General features: G+C 43.2%; 11 protein-coding genes. 6 read left to right on the forward strand and 5 right to left on the reverse strand.

What is annotated here, in order from left to right; genetic code table 11:
• Positions 1 to 271: 271 nt before the first annotated feature.
• On the reverse strand, positions 272 to 2,083 hold the full coding sequence (locus PX482_RS13360) for a sodium:solute symporter family protein (RefSeq protein WP_288024581.1): 1,812 nt from the start codon (positions 2,081 to 2,083) through the stop codon (positions 272 to 274).
• Between the two features lie 43 nt (positions 2,084 to 2,126).
• Positions 2,127 to 2,495 carry a hypothetical protein gene (locus tag PX482_RS13365; RefSeq protein WP_002758318.1) on the reverse strand — a complete coding sequence of 123 codons (369 nt, stop codon included), beginning with the start codon at positions 2,493 to 2,495 and terminating at the stop codon, positions 2,127 to 2,129.
• 153 nt (positions 2,496 to 2,648) lie between these two features.
• Between PX482_RS13365 and PX482_RS13370 the strand changes: the two genes are divergently transcribed.
• Positions 2,649 to 2,822: a hypothetical protein gene (locus PX482_RS13370; RefSeq protein ID WP_002739017.1), complete on the forward strand. Its 174-nt coding sequence runs from the start codon at positions 2,649 to 2,651 to the stop codon at positions 2,820 to 2,822.
• A gap of 11 nt (positions 2,823 to 2,833) precedes the next feature.
• On the opposite strand, the gene PX482_RS13375 is transcribed toward PX482_RS13370, so the two are convergent.
• A complete protein-coding gene (locus tag PX482_RS13375) occupies positions 2,834 to 3,436 on the reverse strand; it encodes a chromophore lyase CpcT/CpeT (RefSeq protein WP_002758319.1) in 603 nt (200 codons plus the stop codon).
• A 77-nt stretch (positions 3,437 to 3,513) separates the two neighbouring features.
• Complete coding sequence (locus PX482_RS13380; protein ID WP_002758322.1) at positions 3,514 to 4,539, reverse strand: cyanophycinase; 1,026 nt, start codon at positions 4,537 to 4,539, stop codon at positions 3,514 to 3,516.
• A 220-nt stretch (positions 4,540 to 4,759) separates the two neighbouring features.
• On the opposite strand from PX482_RS13380, the gene PX482_RS13385 reads away from it, so the two are divergent.
• Complete coding sequence (locus tag PX482_RS13385) at positions 4,760 to 5,908, forward strand: substrate-binding domain-containing protein (RefSeq protein ID WP_288122538.1); 1,149 nt, start codon at positions 4,760 to 4,762, stop codon at positions 5,906 to 5,908.
• A gap of 84 nt (positions 5,909 to 5,992) precedes the next feature.
• On the opposite strand, the gene PX482_RS13390 is transcribed toward PX482_RS13385, so the two are convergent.
• Entirely contained in the window at positions 5,993 to 7,222 is a 1,230-nt protein-coding gene (locus PX482_RS13390; RefSeq protein WP_288122540.1) for a site-2 protease family protein, read from the reverse strand.
• 63 nt (positions 7,223 to 7,285) lie between these two features.
• Here PX482_RS13390 and ruvA point away from each other — a divergent pair, with 63 nt between their 5' ends.
• From ruvA to PX482_RS13410, 4 genes are all read left to right on the forward strand, one after another.
• The gene (gene ruvA, locus PX482_RS13395; RefSeq protein ID WP_002758325.1) at positions 7,286 to 7,915 is read left to right on the forward strand and encodes a Holliday junction branch migration protein RuvA; all 630 of its coding nucleotides are present in this window, start codon (positions 7,286 to 7,288) and stop codon (positions 7,913 to 7,915) included.
• Positions 7,903 to 8,049, forward strand: coding sequence for a hypothetical protein (locus tag PX482_RS13400; RefSeq protein WP_196219804.1), 147 nt, complete (start codon positions 7,903 to 7,905; stop codon positions 8,047 to 8,049). Before ruvA ends, PX482_RS13400 begins: the two co-directional genes overlap by 13 nt.
• 184 nt (positions 8,050 to 8,233) lie before the next feature.
• The gene (apcA, locus tag PX482_RS13405) at positions 8,234 to 8,719 is read left to right on the forward strand and encodes an allophycocyanin subunit alpha (protein WP_002739012.1); all 486 of its coding nucleotides are present in this window, start codon (positions 8,234 to 8,236) and stop codon (positions 8,717 to 8,719) included.
• A 79-nt stretch (positions 8,720 to 8,798) separates the two neighbouring features.
• On the forward strand, positions 8,799 to 9,077 hold a 279-nt coding region (locus PX482_RS13410), incomplete at its 3' end, for a bilin-binding protein (protein WP_502888559.1).

Raw genomic sequence — 9,077 nt, forward strand, 5'->3', positions numbered from 1 at the left:
ACTCGATTGTCTATCTTTTGGTATTAACCTGTTGATGCCTTAAGTCCTTCCCTATATGGATTTCAGCTACTTTTGAGCGTAGTTGCTCTCATCGAATTTTATTTTAAGTTAATTATTTGCATAACAATTCCCGAAGAGCCTCCGATTCAAAAATTTAAATTTTCAGGGTTTCCATAAATTGACAGGATTATCAACTAGAAACAGAGTAACCATTCAGGGGGAGCAGGAAAAAAACTGATAGCTGCCTCCTGTCTCCTGTCTCCTGAACTCCCTAACCTAAATCTCGGTCTTTAGTGACAGTAATTTCCTTAGATAAATGTCGATACCAAGTAAAATAGAGACCGATGGAAAGCAAAAGAAAAACCAAAGCCAAAATCTTCAAACTTTGCCACTGCTTGATGATTAAAACAATCCCCATCATAAAGAGGACTAATTGCCAAGGAACGGTGAGAAAAGCGGCAATGATATCCCGTTGATTTTCCGCTTTAATTTTTGCCTGTAGGTTAGGTTTAACACTGTGACGGACTTCTCCCCAAAAGCCAAAAGGTCGGGTAACATTATAGAAATTTTCCATAACTAAAATATCGGTGGGAGGAGTTAACAAAGTAGCGATAATACAGCCAGCTAAAGCGAACAAACTCGGCACAAGAAAGAGAATAAGTTCCTGATATTGACTGTGACGAAAGAAAGGTAAAATTATCGCTTGTGAGGCAATAGCCGCAATCATTCCCGCTAAAGTTCCCACGGCAAAACCATAACCATTAAAGCGCCACCAATACCAACGTAATAGGAGAGGAACTGCTAATCCTACCCCTAATCCCGTGGTTAACCAACCCCAAATATCATTGACATTTTGGATATTAAAACTCAAAACTAAGCCAATTACTACCACAAAAACCGAGGCCAGACGACCTTGAAAAACTAACTCCTGTTCTCCCGCATTTGGTTTCAAAAAAGCTTGATAGATATCTTTGACCCAATAGGCAGCACTAGCGTTAATAACTGCGTTAAAAGTGGACATAGCTGCCGCTAAAAAAGAAGCAATTAATAACCCTTTCATCCCCACAGGAATATATTGAGTAATAACCGTGGCCAGAATTCTTTCCGGATCTGTAATCGTGCCTTTAGTTAAACCGTAGTGAATACCTAAAACCGCAAAAGCTGTGACTAGCGGCCAACGGAAAGAAAGCAGAACAATCCAGAATAAAGATAATAAACCGGCATCTCGATCGCTTTTGGCGGCTAGATATCGTTGTAACATATATCCACCGCTGCCGCTGCAACCTTCGATGATGGTTTTAACTAAATAAAAGAAAATCACCCCACCAAACAAATTAAAGATGGCATAATCTCCGGGTAAATCCAACGTCAGGGAGGGAAAAATACTCGCCCATTCGCTTAAATTCCAAGTTTTTGGCTCCGCTGCCCCTGGAATTGCCACCGTGAAACTATCGGGAAGATTAACAGTAAAAAAGGCCACTGTCGATACATAAATTACCGCCACAAAAATCAGAAAACCTTGAAATAAATCGGTAATTACCCCACCATAAAAACCACTGGCCACCGTATAAATCAAGGTTAGAAGAATCAATATCACCGAAGCAAGACGATCATCCATACCCAGAAACTGCCCTAAAAATTTCCCCCCCGCAACGGAGAAATAACTCATCGCACCGATAGAGAATAAGAGAGTGGCGACGGCGCTAATAATTCGGGCAAAATTCCCCTGTTTTCCAGTTCCAAAGCGAAATTGCATCCATTCCGCCATGGTCATAACTTGGGCGCGGCGATTCCATTTGCCCATAAAAGCCATGAGAAAGGCCATAATTAGGACGACACCGCCGCGGATTTCGATAAATAGTCCTTTGGGTCCGACGGCGTAAATTAGGGCAGAAATGACCATAGTTCCCGCTAAATCGGTGTTAGCTGCCATTCCCGACACCCCTAACATCCACCAAGGCAAATTGCGATTACCTAAAAAGTAGGATTCTAGACCTTGAGAAGCTTTTTTCTCGGCTATAATCCCGATTATTAGGGTTGCTGCCAGATAAAGCAGGATAATTACATAATCAATTAACTGCATAGTTGAGATCAATTTAACTTTCGATCGTTATAGCATCAATTGACTACGATTTCTGGCTAACGGTTTCTTTTTCTAAGATTTGCACCCGTTGCTCTAGCTTTTTTAAATCTTCCTTTATTTCAATTACTAAAGTAGCTAAACGCTGGAACAGTGGGTCACTTTCCCCGACTACTTCCCCATTTACTATACCTGTTCCCGATCGCCGTTGGGGAATGGGAGCGGCATTTTCCCCGCGGATGGATATTCCTCGAATCTGACTTTCAAGGCGCTCGACTCGATTGCGGAGACTAATTAACTCCGATCTTACCGCCGTATCCGATTGTGCTTTGCTGGCATTAACAAAACTCAGTATTAGCAAAAGGGAGATAATCAGAGTTAAAAAGCCATAAAAAGAGATTTTAGCTAATTTCATCGATTTTACCTCCTATCTATCTTACCCAACTTAATGTTAAGAAACGTGGCTAAATCTAAAGCTTGATTGCAATTCCGCCCCCGGGTGATTAGTTGCTCAAAAGAGGATGATAAGGTAAAAAACACGATTTTGTCGAAATTTGGCCTTATCTCTATGTATAAAAACTCAGATAAAGATTTTCTCGGAGCGGCAATCACAGCCGGTTTAGGTGCGGGAATCGTCACTTCCTTTGCTGTCAATCAAGGACAAGACATCGGTACAGCTTTAGGAATTACCGCTTTAGCGGCTGTTTGCGGTGTTATCTGCCGTCATTTTGACCTAATGTGATGCAATCTTCCTCACACCTCCAATTCTGCCGAAAAATCCTGTTTTTTCTCGTATTGATAGGGACCGAGCAGAGCACCCCAAATTCCCTTACCAGTGCCGGGATCTAGGCCTTTATCGTAGGTTTTTAGGCTATGACTCGTCACCTCGAAACCTAAAGCCACCTGATAGGTTGTACCCTCATAGGTGAATTGACAGCGCTGTTCCGGTTGCGGTTGGGCGATAAACTGGTATTGATGATCAGCGAGAGTATGGACTTGAACCGCTAAAGTGCAAGTAGGCAGGAAAGTTAGGTCTTCTAAGCTAATTTTTCGCAAAATATCGGGATTTTTGCCCGCACCTTGCACGGATTTCAGGTCATTAAACATATAATGCCTAACCTCTAACCCTGCCGATTCCGAGCGCGTTAATCGCCACAGTCGCGGTCGGTAGGGTTGGTCTAAATTGATCATACTGGCCTGTTCGGCAAAAAGTGCGATGCTGTCTTCCCGAAATAAAGGCAACGGACGCAACCATAAACGCAGGTGAACGTACCACACCGGTTCCGCTTGTGCTTGCCGTTGATTTTCAAATTCACCTGCGAGATACCGACCAAAAGTGATTAATTCAGGGGTCATAGCTCAAAAAATTCTCCTTATTGCCTCAAAATTAATCATAACACCCATAGAAATCACTTTTTTGACAAAAATGACCTTCAGGCTAATGGAACCCGCTTAAACCCAGCTATTCCCCCTTTAGTGTACCAATATTCCCAGCGACCGCCAGCAGCACTAGACCAATCCTTGAGGTCAAATTTACCGCTGCCGGAGGGAGTTCCTGCGATGCGATAGACTTTCACCGCTTGACCGTTATTATTCCAGATTAAAGGCCGATCCGGCTCCATCTGTTCGGGTAGAGTCCCGTTAGTTTGCAGAAAATAGGCATCTTGTCCCTTATCGGTGCCGTTGCCATAGACTTTGGCGATACCATGCTCATCGATCGCCAGAAAAGCACCTTCTTCTAAACCGATAGCGTAGGCGGGCAGTTGATTGTGATTATCGTGTACATTGCGGGCTAAAAAACCAAAAAGGCGACCATATCTTGTTTCGGGATGATCTTGATTGAGTCGATCCAAATGGGTATCTGTCACCACTTTTTTGAGAAAAGGAACCCGAATAAAATCACTCCGATAGAAGTCTTTGGTGTTGAAGTGAAAGGGATTATTTAATATTTCCGAACTCAGTACTCCTTCGTGAGTAGGCGCATAGTAAAAATCACCCAGAATAGCCATTCCTGCGCTGGTTCCCGCCACGGGAACTTTTTTCTCATTGATCAGATAATTGATCGCTGTTTCCACCTTTGTGCTTTCCCACAAATCCTCGTACTGATTTTGATCACCACCGGCAAAAAAAAGAATATCGGCATTACGAATATATTCGATAACATCAGGATGATTCGCCGCTTCACGACTATCAATTGATAGTTCCGCCGCTGAGCCGATCAGGGAGCGGTAATTGTCGCAAATCCAATCAGCTTGACCGCCAAGATTGCCAAAGCGCAACACTAAGTAATTACCGCCTTTAGCTCGATTCAATAACCATGTGGTCGCTTGATCTTCTCCTAATTTACCTCCTTCCGCTCCCCCGATTAATAAAATACCCGATCGATGTTTTACCGACTGAAAATTGGCTTGTCCACAACGACAAGAATAACGAAAATCTCGATTATGATTGTCGAACATAGTCTTATACCCTCGCCTCTTAGCTTACTGCTTCTATCCTAGCTTTAACTAGGACAAAATCAGAGTTTTCTACCATAAAAGTTAACAACAAAGCCGATCTATAGCTGAAATCGGTAGCGGCAAAACTCCCTAGTTTACATTCTGTTAAAAATCGTCCTATAATAATCCAAGGCTAGAAACTGGCAATTATTACTGTTGAAGTTGAAAATCGGCGGGCGATATGTTAAACAGACGTTCTTTTTTGCAAGGATTAGGTACAATCGCCTTAGCGGGAGGTTTAAGTGGCTGCGCTTCTGGAAGCGGCAATCTGAGCATTTTTCTCCTATCTGGTTCGATTCCGCCGCGATTACTAACAGATTTTCGGAAAACTATTGCCGAAAAAAAAGTCAATTTTCAGTCGGAAAGGCAGCTGAAAGAGCTATTAAAATTGTTGGAAAAATGGTTAAAAAATCAGGGGCAACCAGCCTCACAATTTTCGATTTCTATTCCTTTTAGGGAACAAAAACCAGCGATCGGTAATTTAGTCACCCTAGGGGATGCTTGGCTAGGAAAAGCGATTACCAACGGCTTAATTCAACCCCTAGATACTTCTCAACTCTCTAATTGGTCAAAACTGCCCCCCCGTTGGCAAGAAAACATGGCTCGCAATGCCCAAGGACAACCGCAAACAGAGGGTAAAGTCTGGGGTGCGCCCTATCGTTGGGGAATGACAGTAATTGCCTATAATGAGGAAAAATTCGCTCAATTTGACTGGCGACCACAGGATTGGTCCGATCTATGGCGACCGGAATTAACCGGTAAAATTGCCCTAATTGATAATCGTCGCGAAGTCATCGGTTTAACCCTAAAAAAATTGGGTTATTCTTATAATTCCAGTGATTTAAAGCAAGTTACGGCACTAAAAGACCAGCTATTCGCTTTACAAAAACAGGTAAAATTTTATAGTTATCAATATTATTTACAACCCCTGATACTCGGTGATGTCTGGCTATCTGTGGGTTGGTCTAATGATATTTTACCCGTGAGCGATCGCTATAATAAAATTAAAGTTGTTGTCCCCAAATCTGGCACTTCTCTCTGGTCAGATGTTTGGGTAAAACCAGTTTTAACTACTCCTAATTCTCTTGTCCAGCAATGGATTGATTTTTGTTGGCAACCAGAATCCGCCACTAAAATTTCTTTATTTACCTCCGGATTATCACCCCTAATTCTCACTCAAAATCCCGACCAAATTTCCCCAGATATTAGAAATAATCCTTTACTTGTTAATCCAGAAGCGATCAAAAAAAGCGATTTTTTAAACCCTTTATCCCCAGCAACCGAGCAAGAATACGAGCAATTGTGGCAAGCAATGCGACAGTTAGTATAGTCAGGAGATACTAGACAAAATTCTGCGAGAATATTGAGGTGAAAATTACATTTACCTAACTGATAACTGATAACTGATAACTGATTAAGCGGCTTGACTTTGGGTTTCTTGGGCGAGAAAAGTAAGGATAGAAGCTTTCTCAATTAACCCCAAAACCCTGCCGTTTTCTTCTACCACTGTCACTTGAGATAAATTTTCTCCTTCCAAAATTTTTACCACATCTAGGAGGGAAGTATTAGACAAAACCAGTTTGAGACTTTCGCTAGTTTGTAATAACTGGCCGATATTTACCTCTGTCCATTGGGAAGTGGGAATCGTTTTCAGAGCCTCTACATTAATCACCCCCAATAGTTTACCTTCGCTATCGGTAACTAGGAATTTAGACCATTGTTGTTTACCGATAACATAATTATTAGCAAACTCGCGCAGGGTTAAATTAATCGGCACTACAGGACTATTAGGAGAGATAACATCTTTAGCACTGTAGCGACTTAGGAAATCTTGAACCTTAGCTGATTGAGCGGAAAAGCCAGCATTTTGTAGAAGGAAAAAGCCAATTAATAGCGTCCAAGCACTGCCAAATTGACTGATTCCGAGAATTGATAGCGCACCGATGACAATCGCTAACCAACCAAAAAATTGACCGAAACGACTAGCGAATAAAACCCCTTTATTGGGATTGCCCGTTACTTGCCAGACGATGGCTTTAAGGATATTACCACCATCTAGAGGTAAACCGGGGATCAGGTTAAATAACCCTAGGGCGAGGTTGATATAGACCAGGAGAGAAAGAATCGCCGCCAGGGGCGCATTTAAGCTAATATTGGAACCAATAATTAGGAAGATACCGAAGAGCAGTAAACTAACTAAAGGGCCAGCAATTGCTACTAGAAAAGCTTCTAGAGGAGTTTTCGATTCTCTGCCGAGAGTTGCCAACCCACCGAATAAAAAGAGGGTAATTGATTTGACTTCAATCCCTTGGGCGATGGCAACAAAACTATGACCTAATTCGTGGGCAACCACGGAGGCAAATAGGAGAATAGCGGCAAAAAATCCTAAGAGCCAGGGCATGATTCCCGTTAACTGGGGAAACTGACTTAAATCTCTCCCATAGGTTAAGGTAATTAACCCCAGAACGAAGAACCAAGAAGGATTAATATAAAAGGGAATTCCAAAGAGATTCCCGACTCTAATGTTGCCATTCATTTTGTATCTTCTCCAATTATTGGGGACTAACGCCAAGAAGATTAGGTTATCAATTACGCCATTCACTTCTGTTAACAATTGTAACAAAAATGAAAATCTCCCCGGCATTCCTTCAGGGAGTAAAAACCGTCATCCCTGTGGTTCGGTTATTTTCGTAGGAGAATTAAATCAATGATTAATTATTTACGGGGACAAGCGATCGAGGTGCTCAAAACCCCTAATAACCGACTGATCTTGATTTTAGACGTAAACCAGATCGGTTACGAAATCCAAATTCCCTCGCGATTAGCCCTAGACATCGGCAAAGATAACAATGATAGTCGTCAGATTTTTACTCACCTACTCCTTCGCGAGGAGCAGCCTTTATTGTACGGTTTCGGCACCGCTCCAGAGCGAGATCTGTTTCGTCAACTGCTTTCCGTCAATGGGGTTGGGGCGCAATTAGCCCTAGCTTTAATCGATACCTTGGGGATTGAGGAACTTGTGGTGGCGATAGTGACAGGAAATACCAAATTTTTGAGCAAAACCCCCGGAGTTGGCTTAAAAACAGCAGAAAGAATCGCTTTAGAGTTAAAAACTAAATTGGCAGCATGGCGACAACTAAGAGAAGCGACGACGACAACCACGGCAATACTACCGGCAGCGGCAATCCTTGAAGATGTGCAGATGACCCTTTTAGCTTTAGGATACAGCCAAGAGGAGATCGATCGAGCTATGGCAGTCCTCAGTCAAGATGCTTTATTTAGTAAAAATACTCAGCCAGAAGACTGGATTAAAGGAGCCATTAATTGGCTAGGGTAAATCAGTCGTCGGTCGTCGGTCGTCAGAAGATTAGTTTTATTGATTCTCCCCACACCCCACACCCTACACCCTACACCCTACACCCCGCTCCCCACTTCCCCACTTCCCCACTCCCTTGTGAGGGCAAATGTTAAAAAGTATTACGAAAATAGTGAGAAGGTGAACCAGATGCCGCAAAATAGTTGCGTTAGGTCGCTCTAGCTAGGGAAGTCTTGAGACGCTGAGGCGGAAACGAGATAACTTGAGCGTAGTGACCACAACTGCTATAAAATGTCAGATTAAGTTTATTAATCTCACTTAGTTGGGAGGAATCCATCAATGAGTATCGTCACGAAATCGATCGTGAATGCTGATGCTGAAGCTCGTTACCTCAGCCCCGGCGAACTAGACAGAATTAAAGCCTTCGTTGGCAGTGGTGCCGCTCGTTTACGCATCGCCGAAACCCTGACCGGCGCTCGCGAAACCATCGTCAAACAAGCTGGCGATCGCTTATTCCAAAAACGTCCTGACATCGTTTCCCCCGGTGGCAACGCTTACGGCGAAGAAATGACCGCCACCTGTCTGCGTGACATGGACTACTACCTACGTTTAATCACCTACGGAGTAGTTGCTGGTGATGTCACCCCGATTGAAGAAATCGGTTTAGTCGGTGTGCGTGAAATGTACAAATCTTTAGGAACCGACATCGGTGCCGTAGCTCAAAGCGTTCGCGAAATGAAAGAAGTTGCTACTGGTCTTATGTCTTCTGACGATGCTTCTGAAGCTTCTTCCTACTTCGATTACGTGATCGGCTCTATGTCCTAGAATAACTCCTTTGTGAATTGTTCTAGACACACCCCCCGTAAACCTCTTAAGATTAAGCAAAACCCAAGGAAGAACCACCATGCAAGACGCAATTACTTCTGTTATCAACTCTTCTGACGTTCAAGGCAAATACCTTGACTCTAATGCTCTCGGCAAACTGAAAAGCTATTTCGCCACCGGTGAACTGCGCGTGCGTGCCGCTAGTGTCATTAGTGCTAACGCTGCCGGTATCGTTAAAGAAGCTGTGGCTAAGTCCCTGTTATACTCTGACGTAACCCGTCCCGGTGGCAATATGTACACCACCCGTCGTTACGCCGCTTGTATCCGTGACCTCGACTACTATCTCCGTTATGCTACC

It is taken from the genome of Microcystis sp. M53602_WE12 (assembly GCF_030065455.1).
GTDB classification, from domain to species: Bacteria; Cyanobacteriota; Cyanobacteriia; order Cyanobacteriales; family Microcystaceae; genus Microcystis; species Microcystis aeruginosa.